Source organism: Flavobacterium marginilacus (genome assembly GCF_026870155.1).
GTDB classification, from domain to species: Bacteria; Bacteroidota; Bacteroidia; order Flavobacteriales; family Flavobacteriaceae; genus Flavobacterium; species Flavobacterium marginilacus.
On the sequence record NZ_CP113975.1, the window covers coordinates 4,625,632 to 4,643,651 of the forward strand.

Consider the following 18,020-nt stretch of genomic DNA (forward strand, 5'->3'; position numbering starts at 1 on the left):
TCTGGATGTAAACTAACTGATGGCATTTCTTTCTTAAAACCTCAAATTTTAATCGTAAGTATTTTGCTATTATTATCCTTTCAATCTTGCACTTTTTTCTTGAGCATCAATTACTGCTATTGCAGCCATATTTACCATTTCTTCTACTCTTGCTCCTAACTGGAAAACATGGACTGGATGTTTCATTCCCATCATAATCGGCCCGATTGATCCCGCTTTATTCAGTTCCTTCATTAACTTATATGTAATATTAGCTGACTCAAGATTTGGAAAAACCAAAGTATTTACTTTTTTGCCTGCCAATTTTGAAAAAGGAAATTTAGCCGATAACATATCCGGGTTTAAGGCAAAATCAGCCTGAACCTCACCATCTACAATAATTTCAGGATGGTGCTCATGCAGGTAGGCTACAGCTTCTTTTACTTTTGAAGCACTTGGATTTCCTGAAGAACCAAAATTTGAATACGACACCATTGCTATGACAGGCTCGACACCAAACATTTTTGCAGTGTTAGCAGTCATGACAGCAATTTTTGCTAATTCTTCTGCCGTTGGATTCACGTTTATTGCAGTATCTGATAAAAACATTGGTCCTCTGGCTGTCATCATAATATTAGTTGTCGCTACTAACGAAACATTAGGTGCCTTCCCTATAATCTGCAGCAGCGGCTTAACAACAGAGGGATAACTTCTGGAATGCCCGGAAACCATTGCATCTGCTTCACCAGTGTTTACCATCATGGCCGCAAAATAATTGCGTTCTCTCATGAACTTTTCAGCATCATAAAACGAGATTCCATTCCTTTTTCTAGATTCCCATAGTACAGTTGCATATCTAGTTCTTCTTTCTTCCTCCTCATTAAGTTTGGGGTCAATAATCTGAAGATCAGCATCAAAACCCAGTTCGCCTTTTAACTCAGAAATAATTTCTTTATTCCCTAATAAAATAGGAAAACCAATACCTTCTTCATAAACAATCTGAGCCGCTTTTAAAACATCTAATTGTTCAGCTTCGGCAAAGACAATTCGTTTAGGATCTGTTTTTGCTCTATTGGTAATCAGGCGAATCATTTTATTGTCATTACCAAGACGTTCCAATAATTCTTCTTTATACTTATCCCAATCTGTAATTGGATTCAATGCAACCCCAGATTCCATAGCAGCCTTTGCAACCGCAGGAGCAACCTCAGATATTAATCTTGGATCAAAAGGCTTCGGGATAATATATTCCCTTCCAAAAACCAGTTTTGTAGCACCATAAGCTATATTTACCTGTTCAGGCACATTCTCTTTAGCAAGTGCTGCAAGAGATTTTACAGCTGCCATTTTCATAGCCTCATTTATCTTTGTAGCACGAACATCAAGTGCTCCTCTGAAAATATATGGAAACCCGAGTACATTATTAACCTGATTAGGATGATCCGAACGTCCTGTTGCCATAATTACATCTTTACGTGTAGCAACAGCAAGATCATAGGCAATTTCAGGATTTGGATTTGCCATTGCAAAAACGATTGGGTTCGCTGCCATTGACAATAACATTTCAGCTGACATTACATTAGCTGTTGAGAGTCCTAAGAAAATATCCGATCCTTTTACTGCTTCTTCAAGACTAATAGAAGCACCATCAATTGCATATTTAAGCTGCAATTCAGACAGATTAGGGTTATCTTTTGTCAAAAGACCTTTGCTGTTGTACATTAAAATGTTCTCTTTTTTCACTCCCAATAAAACATACAAATCGGCACATGCAATAGCTGCAGATCCTGCTCCGGAAACAACCATTTTTACATCTTCAGCTTTTTTATCAGCCAATTCTAATGCGTTAATCAAAGCTGCCGAAGATATAATAGCCGTTCCATGCTGATCATCATGCATCACAGGAATATTGAGTTCTTCCACTAATCTGCGCTCAATTTCAAAAGATTCTGGTGCTTTAATATCTTCTAGATTTATTCCTCCAAATGTTGGTGCTATATTTTTTACAGTCTGTATAAATTCTTCAACATCCTTAGTCCCAATCTCAATATCAAATACATCTATATCCGAAAATATTTTGAACAAAAGACCTTTTCCTTCCATTACGGGCTTTGAAGCTTCTGGTCCAATATCACCAAGCCCCAAAACAGCTGTTCCATTTGAGATTACAGCTACCAGATTTCCTTTTGCCGTATATTTATAAACATTATTTATGTCTTTAGCAATTTCTAAACAAGGTTCTGCAACTCCTGGAGAATAAGCCAAAGACAAATCTCTTTGTGTTGCATATTTTTTGGTTGGAACTACTTGTATTTTCCCTGGAGTCGGTTTAGCGTGATACAATAACGCTTCGGTTCTTTTACTATTATTGTCCATTTTTTATTTTTTTTACTAGTAACAAAGATAAGCCACCAGCTTTAAAACTGAAGCTTTTATCACAATCTTTTACTATTTTGATGTAATTTATAACTAAAAAAAATAGCCGCATTGAAATGCAGCTATTTAATAAAATTTCGACTCACTGTTACTGTGAAATATATGAATCCAGATGCTTAATTGTTTCTTTTTGAACTTCAATTATAGCTTTTACAACATCTCCAATAGAGACAAGCCCGATTATCACTTCATTTTCAATCACTGGCAGATGTCTTATTCTTCTTCCGCTCATTAATCCCATGCAATATTCCAAATTATCTGAAGGCTTAACGGTTACAACATCACTCTCCATGATTTCACTTACGGGTGTTTTTTTAGATGACTTATCTTTTAAAACAATTTTTCTCGCATAATCCCTTTCCGATAAAATCCCTTTTAAAACTCCATTGTCAATTACAAGTATCGCTCCTATGTTTTTTTCTCCCATAACCCGTAATGCTTCGAATACGGTAAAGTCCGAAACAATAGAATATACCTCCGACCCTTTTTTTCTTAGTATCTGATTTACAGTCATAATAGATAAATTTTAGAAAGTTAAATTTAGAAAAAAAAGATATACAAAAACCAAAAAAATCAAAATTTAATCTTTGAAACCAAAATTGAAATCTAAATGAACTAACAAAATACTGAAAATAAATTCTGTCATAGAATGCAAAATGTTAATTATCTATTTGTTTTTTTAGGTTCAAAACCAGTCATTAAAAAGTAAAAACTGCCAGTTTCACAATTTATTCAAGGAAAAGGATATTCCTCTTTAAGCCTTTAAATTTTGATCTTTTAAGAGGGGAATCTTTAAAAACCTTTTTGAAGGTTTCTTCGGTAATTTCTATCCAATCTTTTTTGGACATAGAAAGCAATTCAGGATTGGCTTTTAACAAAGGCTCATTGTGGGGCTTAGAAAAACGGTTCCAGGGACAGACGTCCTGACAAACGTCACAACCAAAAGCCCAGTCATCGAATTTTCCTTTCATTTCCATTGGAATATTATCTTTCAGTTCAATTGTAAAATAAGAAATACACTTACTGCCGTCAACAACATACGGAGCAACAATTGCCTGTGTGGGACATGCATCCAGACATGCGGTACACGAACCACAATGATCAGTAACGGCATGATCGTATTCTAAATCAAGATCAATAATAAGTTCGGCGATAAAATAAAAAGACCCTGTTTTTTGAGTCAGCAAATTACTGTTCTTGCCAATCCAGCCCAAACCGCTTTTGGCAGCCCAGGCCTTATCCAATACCGGTGCAGAATCCACGAAAGCACGGCCAGCCACCTCTCCAATATGCTGCTGAATTGAAAACAAAAATTCATTAAGTTTTTCTCTGATGACAAAATGATAATCCTGACCATATGCATATTTGGAAATCTTATAGGAATCAGTATTTTGGGTTTCCGAAGGATAATAGTTCAATAATAGGGAAACCACGCTTTTGGCATCATCTACTAATAAAGTTGGATCTAAACGCTTATCAAAGTGATTTGCCATATAGGACATCTGTCCATTATAATTTTTATTCAGCCAATTTTCTAAACGGGGAGCTTCCTGCTCAAGAAAGCCTGCCTTCGAGATGCCGCAAGACAAAAATCCAAGGCGCTTAGCTTCAGCTTTTATAAATTTAGAATAGATTTCTTTAGAATTGATTGTCATCTTTTTGCAAATAAAACTTCAACACCTACAGGTTTCAAAGTAACCAGCGGATTAAACTGAACCTCTCCGCTTACTGGTTTTATCTCATATTTTGTTACAATTTTAAAAAGCGTAAGACACATTTCATAAATGGCAAAACCGGTACCTATACACATCCTAGGCCCAGCCCCAAAAGGATAAAAATACTGCATGGAATGTTTTTTTTCATCACCTAAAAAACGCTCGGGATTAAACTCGTCCGGATTCTTCCAATATTTTGGATTCCGGTGCAGTTCATATAATGAAATACCAATAAGCGTTCCTTTTTTTATATGATAAGAACCAATAATATCATCAGTAACATTCTGCCTGTCCACAATCCAAGCTGGCGGATACAGACGCATGGATTCATTTAGAACAGCATTAATATAAGTCATCCTCTGCAGCTGAGTAACAGTGTCACTTTCATAGGATTCAATTTCTATAATCTCTTCCCAAACTTTTTGCTGCACATCAGGATGTTTTGCTAAAAGATAAAGCGTAAAAGTCAGGGCATTTGCAGTTGTTTCGTAACCAGCGACAAAAAGGATTTTAATTTCGTCTATTAATTGAGAAATTGACATTCCTTCGCCAGTATCTTCATATCGTGTTTCAAGAAGCATATTCAGCAAATCATTAGTCTGTACATCTGAAGCTGTTCTCTCCTCAATAATTTCTTTAATAATATTATTGTTCTCTAATGATAATAGAAAGTGCTTTTTTGTTTCTCCGCTCAAATAAAACCACCATCCTTTATGCGGAAGTCTTACTTCTTTAATTAAGAACTTTTGAACTTCATCAACAATAAATTTTATTCTATTTAATTTTTCTTTTGAAGCAGAAAGATGGAATAATGATTTGGCAACAACAGTATATGCCAGCTGACTCATTACAGGAAATATATCGACTGGTTTTTCTTCAGCCAAATTATTTAATTCAGAGACTATAATCTGCTCCATATTGACAACCAGTTCATTCATCTTCTGCTTATGAAAAGCAGGCTGAATTAATCTTCTTTGCTTCAGCCAAAAGTCACCATCCGAAGTCAAAAGACCTTTCCCAAGATATTTTGACAGATATACTGTCTGAATATTGGACTTATAATAACTTTTATGGTTTTTCTGTAATATGTAAGCAGCTACTTCATTATCTCTTGATAATACCAGATGTTTAGTTCTGCCTATTCTAACAGAAAAAGTATCACCTAATTTGTCAAAATATTTTTTATGAAAAGGAATCGGATTTTTACGAATACCTTCAGCATCTAAAAAGAAATTAACTATTGAAAGTCTTTCAGGATAATTGTATTTCTTCTTCATCGCAATTGGCACAAAATTTTAAAAAAGTCCGCCTTGTATATTTGTTTTAATTTTACCCAAATGCTTATAGGCTTTTTCAGTAACTTCTCTTCCTCTAGGAGTTCGCATAATAAACCCTTCTTGAATCAAAAAAGGTTCATAAACTTCTTCGATCGTTTCACTGCTTTCAGATACGGCAGTGGCAAGCGTAGTTAATCCCACAGGACCTCCTTTGAATTTATCGATAATAGTATTCAGGATTTTATTATCCATTTCATCAAGACCGTGAGCATCTACATTCAATGCTTTCAAGGCATAACGGGCAATTTCAATATCGATAGTCCCATTTCCTTTTATCTGAGCAAAATCGCGGACACGGCGTAACAAAGCATTGGCGATACGAGGTGTTCCCCTGCTTCTTCCCGCAATTTCAATAGCCGCTTCCATGGTAATAGGCATTTTAAAAATCATAGCACTCCGTTCGACAATAGTAGTCAAAAGTTCCGTTGTGTAATATTGCAGCCGGGAAGAAATTCCAAAGCGGGCACGCATCGGAGCAGTCAAAAGTCCTGATCGGGTTGTTGCACCAATAAGTGTAAAAGGATTCAAATTAATCTGAACCGTTCTGGCATTTGGCCCCGATTCAATCATAATATCAATCTTAAAATCCTCCATAGCCGAATATAAATACTCCTCAACTATTGGACTCAAACGGTGAATTTCATCTATAAATAAAACATCACGTTCTTCAAGATTAGTCAGCAGTCCTGCCAAATCACCCGGTTTATCCAAAACAGGCCCCGAAGTAATTTTAATTCCTACTTCCAATTCATTTGCCAGAATATTTGCCAAAGTTGTCTTACCCAAACCTGGAGGCCCGTGAAAAAGAGTATGATCAAGAGCCTCGTGCCTTTGATTAGCCGCTGCAACAAAAACTTTAAGATTTTCCAATACCTGATCCTGACCAGAAAAATCATCAAAGGATAATGGCCTTAATCTTTTTTCAATATCAAGTTCTTCTGGACTGAAATTATTATTCGTAGGATCTAAATTCTCATTCATTCGATAAAGATAAAAAAAGTAATCATTGCAATAAAAAAATGCCTCTCAATAATGAAAGGCATTTATATAATTTTTGTGAAATTCTAGTGATGTAAAACTACTTCTCCCTCTTTCATTGGAACTGTCTGAGGGACAAAATCCTCTTCATGTCCAGGATTACTGTAATCATAAGGCCAACGGTGTACGTGAGGAATTTCCCCAGGCCAGTTACCGTGGATATGCTCTACTGGAGTAGTCCATTCCAAAGTATTAGATTTCCATGGATTTTGGACAGCTTTTTTACCGTAGAAAATACTAACGAAGAAGTTATACAAGAATACCAATTGGAAAGCTCCACCGATTAAAGCAAAAGTTGTAATCAATACGTTTACATTTTGCAGATCATCAAATAATGGGAAGTTAGTATTTGTATAATAACGTCTTGGTAAACCAGCTAATCCGATAAAGTGCATTGGAAAAAATACTCCATAAGCACAAACTGCAGTTACCCAGAAGTGAACATAACCTAAATTCTTGTTCAGCATTCTTCCGAACATTTTTGGATACCAGTGGTAAATTCCAGCAAACATACCGTAAAGAGCAGAAATACCCATTACCAAGTGAAAGTGTGCAACTACGAAATAAGTATCGTGAACGTTAATATCCAAAGTACTGTCACCAAGAATGATTCCTGTTAAACCTCCAGTGATGAAAGTCGAAACCAAACCAATTGAAAACAGCATTGCTGGATTCATCTGAAGATTACCTTTCCAAAGCGTAGTAATATAGTTAAATGCTTTTACAGCAGATGGAATTGCAATCAATAATGTTGTAAATGTAAACACAGACCCCAAGAATGGATTCATACCTGAGATAAACATGTGGTGACCCCAAACAATTGTAGACAAAAATGCAATTGCAATAATTGACATAATCATCGCTCTGTAACCAAAGATTGGCTTACGAGAGTTTGTAGCAATAATTTCAGAAGTGATTCCTAATGCAGGCAAGATTACAATATATACCTCAGGGTGTCCTAAGAACCAGAACAAGTGTTCAAAAAGTACAGGAGAACCACCTTGATAATGTAAAACTTCACCAGCAATATAAATATCAGACAAGAAGAATGAAGTACCAAAACTTCTATCAAAAATCAACAACAAAGCAGCTGATAATAATACTGGGAACGAAACGATACCGATAATTGCTGTAACAAAGAAAGCCCAGATAGTAAGAGGCAATCTTGTCATAGACATTCCTTTTGTTCTTAAATTAATAACGGTAACAACATAGTTTAAAGATCCCATTAAAGAAGAAGCAATGAAAATTGCCATAGAAACTAACCATAAAGTCATACCTAATCCAGAACCAGGAATCGCTTGAGGCAAGGCACTCAATGGAGGATAAATTGTCCATCCTGCAGAAGCTGGTCCAGCTTCAACAAAAAGAGAACAGATCATGATTACACTTGATAAAAAGAATAACCAATACGATATCATATTCATAAAACCTGAAGCCATATCTCGAGCTCCAATTTGAAGCGGAATAAGTAAATTACTAAAGGTTCCGCTCAAACCTGCGGTCAATACAAAGAAAACCATAATGGTACCATGTATAGTAACCAAGGCCAGATAAATATCATTAGCCATTACACCATTTGGCGCAAATTTATCACCCAACAAAACATTAAAAATCTTAAAAGACTCTTCTGGCCAAGCCAATTGCATTCTAAAAAGCAAAGACATACTCACACCGATAACACCCATTATGATACCAGTTAACAAATATTGCTTAGCAATCATTTTGTGATCAATACTAAAAATATATTTAGTAATGAAAGTGTCTTTATGGTGGTGTTCGTGTTCGTGATCGTGTCCGTGATCGTGACCTTCTGCTGACATATATTTATACTTTAAATTTTCTTAATAATAATTATTTCATTGCTATTTTCGCAACAGCTGCAGTATCTTTTGCAACAGTTGAATCTTTCGCTGAAGAAGCTTCTGGTGCAGCTGGTTCAGCTTTAGAAGCTTTTACTTCAGCAACTAGAGCTGTTTTTTCACTCAACCATTTTTTATAATCTTCAGGAGTATCAACTACAACTTTCATTTGCATATTATAGTGAGAAGCTCCGCAAATTTTGTTACATAATAACAAATATTCAAAAGTGTATGGATCTAATCCAGGCTCTCCTTTTGCAACTAATTCAATACTTTTTTTCGCTCTGATTGCATTAATATTAGCTACTTTTTCAACCATATAAGGCAAAGCTTGGTATTCAGCTGTAGTATAAATTGGAGTAAAAGCAAATTCTGTAACCATTCCTGGAACACAGTTCATCTGAGCTCTAAAATATGGGAAGTAAGCAGAGTGCAATACATCCTGAGATCTCATTTTGAAATGTATCTTTTTACCTTTGGGAATATGCAGTTCAGAAACTACAATATCGTCCTGAGCATAAGGGTCTGACAAATCAACACCTAAAGTATTAACACCTTCAATTAATCTAACATTTGCTTTACCTAAAACATTATCAGCACCAGCATACCTTGCAGTCCATTTAAATTGCTGTGCATATAACTCAATAACAATAGTGTCTTCATCTTCATCAACAAACATAATGTTAGTCCAAGCATATAAACCATAAAGGATTAATCCCGCTAAAACAACAGCTGGAATAACACTCCAAATTGCTTCTAATTTATTGTTATCTGCAAAATATAAGGCTCTTTTATCTTTATTGCCTCTGTATTTGAAAGCAAAATAATGCAACAAAACCTGAGTAATTGCCTGAACAGTAAAAATTAACACCCAAGTAATATTCATTAGGCGGTCAATTAATGCACCATGATCAGAAGCAGGAGTATGAAGTACTAAATGACCCCATGTGTAAACTCCATATATTGTAAAGATATAGATGAAGGCTAAAAATCCAAACATCAAATATCCCTGTACATTATTATCATCATCGGTTGCAACTTGCGAATTGTCAGAAGTCGAAGCAACTTGCGTTAAATCGAATATCTTCGTCAATTGCCAAACAGCAACAGCCAATAAAACTAAAACTATAATTACCAACAAACTTGTCATCTGTTTATCTCTTTAAATATTAATAATGAAAATGTTTACTCTCTTCTATGAATGGATTTCTTTTTGCTAATAAAGGAGCTTTAGTTAATGCCGAGAATACAACAAAAATAAACAATCCAAGAAAGAATAAAACTGATGCAATTTCTGGCACACCAATAAACCAGCTGCCTCCAACAGTACCAGGCATAATCATATTAAAGAAGTCAACATAGTGACCTAACAATATTACAATTCCAGCCATAACCAAAACCCAAGTAATTCGTTTGAAATCAGTATTAATCAAAATTAAAACCGGAAACAAGAAATTCATAACAACAGCTCCAAAGAAAGGCAGGTTATATACCTGAATTCTTGTTATAAAATAAGTAATCTCTTCAGGGATATTAGCATACCAGATCAGCATAAACTGAGAGAACCATAAGTAAGTCCAGAATACGCTGATTCCAAACATAAACTTAGCTAAATCATGAACATGGCTTGTATTTACATGCTCTAAATATCCTCTAGATTTCAAGTAAAGAGTTACCATACAGATCATAGTAATACCGCTTACAAAGAAACTTGCAAACACATACCATCCAAACAAAGTACTGAACCAGTGCGGATCAATAGACATAATCCAGTCCCAAGACATAATAGATTCTGTAACAATAAAGAATACTAAAAATCCAGCTGAATAATTAAAATTCTTTTTATAAAAACTATTATCATTTGACTCATCTTGAGCTAAACAGTTTTTTCTAGAAAAATAACGGTATAAGTTCCAACCAGTCAAAAATACTGCAGCTCTAACAATCCAAAAAGGAAAATTCAAGAAACCAGATTTAGTCTGAATTAATTCATCATGCTTTACAACTTCAGGATCTAACCAAATAAACAAATGATTAAAGTGAAGACCACAAAGTACAAGTATAATAAAGAATATCACTGAACCTACAGGCAAATAAGCAGTTATCCCTTGCATTACTCTAAACAAAACTGGAGACCATCCAGCTTGTGCAACTTGTTGAATAGCGTAAAAAGCTAAAGTTCCCAAAGAAAGCAACATAAAGAAAATACAAGCCACATATAATGCAGACCAAGGTTTATTGCTTAATTGGTGAAATACATGCTCTAAATGTTCTTTATGTTCAGAATCAGCTTTAACATCATGTTTTGCCTCAGCAGACGCATGTTCAGAAGAAGCTGCTTCATGAGCACTTTCAGAACCATGTCCTCCATGTGAATCAGCTGCAAGAAGGGCTTCAACTTCTTGAATATTTTTAGGTGCACTCAAAAAACCATATCCAATTCCTAAAAGACCAATGGCCATTAAGACGAAAGAAAAAGTTTTTAATTTACTTGAAAATGTATACATATCTATTACGATCAGTTTGTTCAACAATTATTATTGTGCTTTTAGTTTAAGAACATAGTCAGCAACTAACCAGCGTTCGTGAGCACTCATTTGATTAGCATGTGAACCCATAGCATTTAAACCATAAGTTTCAACAAAGAAAATACTTCCTTCAGTAATCTCTCTGTCTTTGTAATTAGGAACACCAAGAAATTTTTCTCTTTCTACCAACTTTCCTTTACCGTCACCAGCAGCACCATGACAGCTAATGCAGTAAATTTCAAAAAGCTCTTTTCCTTTATCAGAATTTCTAGCTAATGAATCTAAAGGAGATTTTAAATTAGCTTTCGCTAAAGCATATCCCTCTGGAGTATTTTCATATTCGAAAGGTTCAAAACCTCTGTTTATTGAACCAACAGCAGGAAGCTGGCCTTCTTTACCGTTTTTAAATACATCAACTGGAGCCGGTGCATAAGTTTCTGCACTTACAGCTTCATACATATTTGGAAAATATTGATAGTTCGGTTTATCTTTATTAAAACAAGATGAAACCAATATCATTAAACCCAATACAAGTGTTATTTTATATAAACTTTTCATATCTACAATTAATGCTTTTCAATTACTTTAACTTCTACTGCACCTGTACCTTCAAAAAAAGAAACCAGATCTTCTTCATTTCCGTTAACTGCTACTTCCATCAAGAAGTGATCATCAGTAGTTCTTACATCAGGATTTTCAGCTTCTTTAAATGGCCATAATCTACTTCTCATATAAAAAGTGATAACCATTAAGTGAGCTGCAAAAAATACAGTCTCTTCAAACATAATAGGCACAAAAGCCGGCATATTATCAATATAACTGAAACTTGGCTTACCTCCAATATCTTGAGGCCAGTCCTGAATCATAACAAAGTCCATCAAGAAAGTTCCAAAAGACAAACCACACAATCCGTAGATAAAAGCGCAAATTGCTAAACGCGTTGGAGCAAGCCCCATTGCTTTGTCCAATCCGTGAACAGGAAATGGCGTAAATACTTCTTCGATATGGTGGTGGGCTGCACGTGTCTTTTTTACTGCATCCATCAAAATATCATCGTCATTATAAATGGCGTATATAACTTTATTACTCATGATGTGAATGTTTATTAGCTTCTCTTTCTTTAATGTAATTTTCTCCTGTAGCTTTCAATATAGTTTTAACCTCTGCTTGTGCAATAACAGGGAATGTTCTTGCGTACAATAAGAATAAAACAAAGAAGAAACCTATTGTTCCGATAAAAATACCAATATCAACAAAAGTTGGAGAGAACATAGTCCATGAAGATGGTAAATAATCTCTATGTAATGAAGTAACGATAATTACAAATCTTTCGAACCACATACCAATGTTTACCACAATTGAGATTATGAAAGAAAACATAATACTCGTTCTTAATTTTTTAAACCACATAAATTGTGGAGAGAACACGTTACATGTCATCATAGCCCAATATGCCCAAGCATAAGGTCCTGTTGCTCTGTTCAAGAAAGCATATTGTTCATACTCTACACCAGAGTACCATGCAATGAATAACTCAGTTATATAAGCAACACCTACGATAGAACCTGTAATCATAATTACAATGTTCATTAATTCGATATGCTGAATAGTGATATAAGCTTCAAGATTAATAACTTTTCTCATAATGATAAGTAAGGTATTTACCATCGCAAATCCAGAGAAAACGGCTCCAGCAACGAAGTATGGAGGGAAAATTGTAGTATGCCATCCTGGAATTACAGAAGTAGCAAAGTCCATGGATACAATAGTATGCACCGAAAGTACAAGAGGAGTTGCCAAACCAGCAAGAACTAATGAAACTTCTTCAAAACGCTGCCAGTCTTTTGCTCTACCGCTCCATCCAAAACTCAAGATAGAATATACTCTTTTGTTGAAAGGTGTAACAGCTCTGTCACGGAGCATTGCGAAATCAGGCAATAAACCAGTCCACCAGAAAACTAACGAAACAGATAAATAAGTAGAGATTGCAAATACGTCCCAAAGCAATGGCGAGTTAAAATTCACCCAAAGAGATCCAAATTGATTTGGAATTGGCAATACCCAATATGCCAGCCAAGGACGTCCCATGTGAATAATTGGAAATAAACCTGCCTGGATTACAGAGAAAATGGTCATTGCCTCTGCAGAACGGTTAATTGCCATTCTCCAACGCTGACGGAATAACAAAAGTACTGCAGAAATAAGTGTTCCTGCGTGACCAATACCAACCCACCAAACGAAGTTAGTAATATCCCAAGCCCAGCCAACTGTTTTATTTAATCCCCAAGTACCAATACCTGTAGACACTGTGTATATAATGCAGCCTAATCCCCAAAGGAAGGCTATTAATGCGATTGAAAATACAATCCACCATTGTTTATTTGCTTTACCTTCAATAGGTGCGGCTACATCAACAGTTATATCGTGATAAGACTTATCACCTATAACTAAGGGTTTTCTAATGGCTGCTTCGTAGTGAGACGACATAATCCTTTATTTGATTCTTAATTAATAATTTTTGTACTAGGTATTTCTAACTTTAACGTGGTAAACAACATTTGGCTTAGTACCAACATGCTCCAATAAATGATAGCTTCTATCATCTTCTGCCAATTTAGTGACAGCAGCCTCTTTATCATTTACATCTCCAAATATCATTGCTCCAGTAGAACAAGCATTTGAACAAGCAGTTTGGAATTCTCCGTCTTTAATTGCTCTTCCTTCATTTTTAGCTTTCAAAATTGTTGCTTGTGTCATTTGAATACACATTGAACATTTTTCCATTACACCACGAGAACGAACATTTACATCAGGATTTAAAACCATTCGTCCTAAATCATCATTCATATGATAATCGAATTCACTGTTTTTGCTATACAAGAACCAGTTAAAACGACGAACTTTATAAGGACAGTTATTAGCACAGTAACGAGTACCAACACATCTATTATAAGCCATTTGGTTTTGACCTTGACGGCCGTGAGAAGTTGCAGCAACTGGACAAACAGTTTCACAAGGAGCGTGATTACAGTGCTGACACATTACTGGCTGGAAAGAAACTTGTGGATTATCTCCTGCTTTTTCCATTTCATTGAAAGTAGACAATGAACTTGACAATCCAGCAATATTCTCTTTTCTTTCGTTATCACCTTCAAAAGTACTCTCAGAAGAATAGTATCTGTCGATACGCAACCAATGCATATCCCTGCTTCTTCTTACTTCATCTTTTCCAACAACCGGTACGTTATTTTCAGCATGACAAGCAATTACACAGGCACCACAACCAGTACAAGCATTCAGATCGATAGAAAGATTAAAATGATGTCCAGTAGAACGGTCAAATGAACCCCACAAATCCACTGAAGTAGTTGGAACTTCTTTGTGATCTAAAGATACAACTGGTTTTTCATTCCAAACTTCAGCATCTTTAGTATTAAATATTTCAAGAGTAGTTTCTTTAATAATATCACCTCTTCCCATTAATGTTTTCTGACCTTGAACGCAAGCAAATTCATGTTCTCCATTTGCTTTTTCAATAGTAACAGACTGCACATTATTGAATCCTCCATATACAGCGTAAGCATTAATACCAACCTGCATCTCTTCTTTCAAAGCAGCTTTACGGCCATATCCTAAAGCCATACCAACAGTTCCGACAGCTTGACCTGGCTGAACAATTACTGGAACTTTTTCAAGTTTTACGCCATTAACAATCAAATTAGCATAACTACCATTCAATCCACCGTTAGCAACGATTTCATTTGTCATTCCCCATTTCTTAGCATCAGCATTTGAAACAGTAACATAATTATCCCAAGAAACTCTTGTTAATGGATCTGGAAACTCTTGCAGCCAAGGGTTGTTTGCCTGCTGCCCGTCTCCCATTCCAGTTTTTGTATACAATACTAATTCAAGACCAGCAGCTTTTGACTGCGCTAAAGCACTTGCAGCACCAGCGTAATCAGCAGTACCTGCGGCAGAAACTTGAACAGCACCTACAAATACACCGTCATGCAAAACTTTATTCCAAGAAGAACCAGCGATTATTGAAGCTGAAAATGCTTTCAGATAATCATAATAAGTTCCAGGAATTCCGTTTATAGATAATAAAATATCTTGAAATTGTTTTGTGTCGAATAATGGACGAATAGTTGGCTGTGTCAAACTATAAGTCCCTTTTGTCAATGCTAAATCCCCCCAAGCTTCCAAATAATGAGGCACTGGAGCAGCAATTGTTGTCAATGAAGCAGTTTCATCTTCTTTTAAAGATAATGCAACTGAAGTTTTTACTTTTTTCAATCCTTCAGCAAATGATTTACTGTCAGCTAAAGTATAAACTGGATTAACGCCGCTCATGATTAAAGTATGAACACTTCCAGCATTCATGTCTTTTACTAATTGAGCGACTTTTTCGTTAGATCCTTTACGGATTTGTCTTGTTCCCGAAGTGTTGAAAGCTTCACTTGCCAAAACTTGATTAATGGCAAGAACTAATAACTGAGCATTTTTATCTTCAATACCAGATACTAAAACTCCTTTAGAACCTGCAGCTTTCAATTGCTGAGCCGCTTTAGTTACATCCGCTTTGAAAGCAGCATCTAATGATGCAGCAACAGATGATCCGGTAATAATATTATAAATATGAACTAATGCTTGTTTTTGGTTAGCCGTAGACATAGCAATACGCTTATCAGCAGCTGCACCAGACAACGTCATATTAGATTCTAGTTGTACGTGTTTAGATATTATTTTCTTTCCAACTGCTCCAGATGGAATTCTGCCTTTAGCATAACCTGAATCATACCCACCACCTTGCCAATCTCCAAGGAAATCTGCACCAACGGAAAGGATTAATGAAGCTTTTGAAAAATCATAATCCACTAAAGCTCTTTCTCCATAAACAGCCTCAAAAGCATCTAAAGCTTCTGAAGAAGAAACAGCATCATATATAACATGTTTAGCATTAGGATTCTTAGCGATAAAGTCAGCAATCAACTTTTCAGTAGACGGACTTGCCAATGTATTTGTCAAAAATACGACTTGCCCTCCTTTTGCTTTAGCATCAACAATACTAGATTTTATTTTTGAATCAACTGCAGACCAAGAAGCTTTTTTAGCATCAAGTTTAGGCTCTTTCAAACGCATATTATCATACAATGATAATATAGAAGCATGAACTCTGGCATTAGCAGCAAACTTAGCCCCAGCAATAGTGTTATTATCAATTTTAATTGGACGCCCTTCACGAGTTTTAACCAAAAGGTTTGCGAAATCAAATCCATCAAAAACCGAAGTTGCATAATAATCTGCTACTCCAGGAATAATTTGTTCTGGCTGCAGCACATAAGGAATTGACAAATGCACAGGACCTTCACAAGCAGCTAAAGAAGCCGCCGCTGTACTAAAACCAACGTACTTTAAAAAGTCACGACGTGTAGTTGAAGAAGAAGACAAAGCCGACTCATTTCCTAAAAACTCATCAGTAGGAATCTCTTCAACAAATTCGTTATTTCTAAGCGCCTCAACAATAGAACTATTTCCGTCTAGTTCTTCAACACTTTTCCAGTATTTTTTGTTTGATGACATATTATATATAAATATTAATCTTAATAATTTCTTTTTAGTTTCAAGCTTTATTTGCTTCAGCTTTCAAATTATACTAGACTTGAAAGCTGAAACTTTAAACTTTTTAGTAGTGGCATTTACCGCATTCTAACCCGCCCATCTGAGCAGCTGTTAATTTATCAACACCATATTTTTTAGAAAGCTGTTCGTGTATTTTTTTGTAGTACTCATTACCTTCCATTTTAACATCAGTTTTTCTGTGGCAGTTAATACACCATCCCATTGTTAATGGAGAGAACTGTTTCATGATTTCAAATTCCTGAACAGGACCGTGACAAGTCTGGCATTCAATTCCAGCTGTAGTAACATGCTGCGAGTGATTAAAATAAACGAAATCAGGCAAGTTATGAATACGCACCCATTTTACAGGCTCGGTCTTTCCAGTATAAGACTGACTAGCTGCATCCCAGCCAACAGCTTTGTATAATTTTTTAATCTGCTCGTCATAGAAAGCCTTACTGTATTCTGGAGTTGCAGTAGTTTCAGCAACTTCACTAATACTTTTATGACAGTTCATACAAACATTTAAAGAAGGAATTCCAGCAGTTTTACTCACTCTAGAAGCAGAGTGGCAATATTTACAGTTGATTTCATTATCTCCTGCGTGTATTCTATGAGAGTAGTGAATTGGCTGAATTGGTTCGTAGTTTTGATCCACACCAACCTGCATTAAAAAACCATAAACCATATAAGCCCCAGCCAGCAGTAAGAAAATAGCCGAAACCAATACTAAGAATTGATTTTTAACAAAAGCCTTCCAAATAGGCAAAGTAGGTTCTTTTGCAGCAACTTCAATACCATTTGCAGCTGCAACTTTTCTTAAAACTTTGTTTACCAAAACCAACATCACAATAAGTATTGCCATTACTAATGACAAAGCACCTAAAATAACATTATTTGAAATACCAGCCTCTTGCGAAGCGTCTTTTACAGCACCAGGAACACCAGCAGCTGGCGCAGCAACTTCAGCCTTAGGTTCAGAAGTATATGCTATAATATTATCAATATCTCCTTCAGATAACTGAGGAAAAGGAGTCATCGGAACTTTATTATTATCTTCAAAAAGTTTTACTGCAACTTTATCTCCTGATTTAATTAAATCAGAACTATTGTGAACCCATTTATAAATCCAAGCCATATCATGCCTTGCAGACACACCTCTCAAGGCAGGACCTGTAGATTTTGCATCTAACTTATGACATGCGGCACAATTGGTATTAAAAAGCTCTTTCCCTTTTGCCGCATCACCTCCAGAACTGGCAGCTGGCGCAGCAGCTGCAGCAGCTGCTACTGGAGCAGCATCTTGTGCAAGCGAAGCTACGGAAATACTCAACATTAATGCTAAGCTTAAAAATAATTTCCTTGAATTCGAATTATGGTTACCCACCTTTTTCATATTAATATATTGATTATCTACTAAAAATTGTTCGCTTATTGTCAAATAAACTAGAAGACGAAACCCTCCTTATTTTAAAAACTGCGACAAAAATACGACTTAAG

The 18,020-nt window shown here is 35.7% G+C and carries 13 protein-coding genes; all 13 read right to left on the reverse strand.

Going from position 1 to position 18,020, the window contains the following annotated elements:
* Positions 1-72: 72 nt before the first annotated feature.
* The 13 genes from OZP07_RS19275 to OZP07_RS19335 all read right to left on the reverse strand — a co-directional run bounded on the left by OZP07_RS19275 (position 73) and on the right by OZP07_RS19335 (position 17,916).
* Positions 73-2,355, reverse strand: a complete 2,283-nt coding sequence (locus OZP07_RS19275) for an NADP-dependent malic enzyme (protein ID WP_281636378.1) — start codon at positions 2,353-2,355, stop codon at positions 73-75.
* 148 nt (positions 2,356-2,503) lie between these two features.
* Positions 2,504-2,929 (reverse strand): CBS domain-containing protein, encoded by a 426-nt coding sequence (locus OZP07_RS19280; protein ID WP_281636379.1) that lies wholly within the window; start codon positions 2,927-2,929, stop codon positions 2,504-2,506.
* Positions 2,930-3,143: 214 nt separating this feature from the next.
* Complete coding sequence (gene queG / locus OZP07_RS19285; protein ID WP_281636380.1) at positions 3,144-4,070, reverse strand: tRNA epoxyqueuosine(34) reductase QueG; 927 nt, start codon at positions 4,068-4,070, stop codon at positions 3,144-3,146.
* On the reverse strand, positions 4,067-5,407 hold the full coding sequence (locus OZP07_RS19290) for a cytochrome P450 (RefSeq protein WP_281636381.1): 1,341 nt from the start codon (positions 5,405-5,407) through the stop codon (positions 4,067-4,069). The genes queG and OZP07_RS19290 overlap by 4 nt, the downstream gene beginning before the upstream one ends.
* A gap of 18 nt (positions 5,408-5,425) precedes the next feature.
* A complete protein-coding gene (ruvB, locus tag OZP07_RS19295) occupies positions 5,426-6,448 on the reverse strand; it encodes a Holliday junction branch migration DNA helicase RuvB (protein WP_281636382.1) in 1,023 nt (340 codons plus the stop codon).
* An 83-nt stretch (positions 6,449-6,531) separates the two neighbouring features.
* Positions 6,532-8,328 carry a cytochrome c oxidase subunit I gene (locus OZP07_RS19300; protein ID WP_281636383.1) on the reverse strand — a complete coding sequence of 599 codons (1,797 nt, stop codon included), beginning with the start codon at positions 8,326-8,328 and terminating at the stop codon, positions 6,532-6,534.
* A 31-nt stretch (positions 8,329-8,359) separates the two neighbouring features.
* Positions 8,360-9,517: a cytochrome c oxidase subunit II gene (locus OZP07_RS19305; protein WP_281636384.1), complete on the reverse strand. Its 1,158-nt coding sequence runs from the start codon at positions 9,515-9,517 to the stop codon at positions 8,360-8,362.
* A 19-nt stretch (positions 9,518-9,536) separates the two neighbouring features.
* On the reverse strand, positions 9,537-10,874 hold the full coding sequence (locus tag OZP07_RS19310) for a quinol:cytochrome C oxidoreductase (protein ID WP_281636385.1): 1,338 nt from the start codon (positions 10,872-10,874) through the stop codon (positions 9,537-9,539).
* A 30-nt stretch (positions 10,875-10,904) separates the two neighbouring features.
* The gene (locus tag OZP07_RS19315; protein ID WP_194641907.1) at positions 10,905-11,453 is read right to left on the reverse strand and encodes a c-type cytochrome; all 549 of its coding nucleotides are present in this window, start codon (positions 11,451-11,453) and stop codon (positions 10,905-10,907) included.
* A gap of 8 nt (positions 11,454-11,461) precedes the next feature.
* Complete coding sequence (locus OZP07_RS19320) at positions 11,462-11,986, reverse strand: DUF3341 domain-containing protein (RefSeq protein WP_194641908.1); 525 nt, start codon at positions 11,984-11,986, stop codon at positions 11,462-11,464.
* Positions 11,979-13,382: an NrfD/PsrC family molybdoenzyme membrane anchor subunit gene (nrfD, locus tag OZP07_RS19325; RefSeq protein WP_194641909.1), complete on the reverse strand. Its 1,404-nt coding sequence runs from the start codon at positions 13,380-13,382 to the stop codon at positions 11,979-11,981. Before nrfD ends, OZP07_RS19320 begins: the two co-directional genes overlap by 8 nt.
* 36 nt (positions 13,383-13,418) lie before the next feature.
* Positions 13,419-16,481: a TAT-variant-translocated molybdopterin oxidoreductase gene (locus OZP07_RS19330; RefSeq protein ID WP_281636386.1), complete on the reverse strand. Its 3,063-nt coding sequence runs from the start codon at positions 16,479-16,481 to the stop codon at positions 13,419-13,421.
* Between the two features lie 103 nt (positions 16,482-16,584).
* Positions 16,585-17,916 (reverse strand): c-type cytochrome, encoded by a 1,332-nt coding sequence (locus OZP07_RS19335; protein ID WP_281636387.1) that lies wholly within the window; start codon positions 17,914-17,916, stop codon positions 16,585-16,587.
* Positions 17,917-18,020: the final 104 nt, after the last annotated feature.